Origin of the sequence: Candidatus Hakubella thermalkaliphila, from assembly GCF_013281975.1 — a bacterium.
GTDB classification, from domain to species: domain Bacteria; phylum Actinomycetota; class Humimicrobiia; order Hakubellales; family Hakubellaceae; genus Hakubella; species Hakubella thermalkaliphila.
This window is the reverse complement of record NZ_BLRZ01000345.1, coordinates 1-885: the sequence shown is the minus strand read 5'-3', so window position 1 is coordinate 885 and position 885 is coordinate 1. Positions and strand designations below refer to the sequence as shown.

Sequence of the window (885 nt, the reverse complement as noted above, 5' to 3'; positions counted from 1 at the left end):
GCCACTGGGAAAAGATCAACTCCAGCCAGTGGCAAGTGATCCGCCAGAGCCGGGAAGGGGAGCCCTTGGTGGAGGTTACTGAAGTGGGCCAGGAAGGTCCTGATCGCCTGGTGTTGGTGCGCAGTAGGGGTTGCCAGGAAAAGGAGCGGGCCATCCACGACCGCTTTCTGTCCCGTCTGAGCGAAGGGCTGGAGCGGCTGGCTAAAGGGATCGCCCAGGGAAGGATCAAAGACCCCCGCAAGATTGAGCGACGGATCGGGCGCTTGCAGGAACGCTATCCAGGGGTCTCCCGTTGGGTGCACATCCAGTTGCAGCAGCAAGAAGGGGGCGCTCGGCTCCACTGGTGTGTCAAAGCCTCCTCCGAAGAGGAGGTCCGGCAAGGCGAGGGCCTCTATCTTTTGCGTACCAATCTACTTAAGGCCCCCACCCAAGAGATATGGGAGAACTACATCCTTCTGACCCGCATCGAGAACACCTTTCGCACCTTGAAGCATGACTTGAACCTACGCCCCATCTTTCATCAGAAGGAAGACCGGGTGGAGGCCCATCTCTTCTTCTCCTTTCTGGCCTACGCTCTGATGTGGACTCTGGAACGGGAGCACCGAGCTCGGGGCGGCCAACTGTCAGGACGGCGGCTCCTGGAAGTGCTTCACGAGATCAAACTGGGCACCATTGGCATGACCACCAGCCAAGGGCAACCCTTGACCCTGGAACGCATCTCCACCCCCAGCCGGGAACAGGCGGAGATCCTGGCCACCCTGCACATCGCCCTGCCCAGACCATACACGCGCCTGGAACCCGTGAGCCTGACAAGAGCATGAAAGACAATCTTGTGCAAGAACAAGAGACCCTCAAAAATGGTGACGAAAATGGCCCCCTAGAGCC

At 59.3% G+C, this 885-nt stretch carries 1 protein-coding gene; it reads left to right on the top strand.

Annotated elements, in window-relative coordinates; genetic code table 11:
• Nucleotides 1–821 (top strand): IS1634 family transposase (locus HW443_RS12040; protein ID WP_176238308.1); only part of this gene is annotated, 821 nt, incomplete at its 5' end.
• Nucleotides 822–885: the final 64 nt, after the last annotated feature.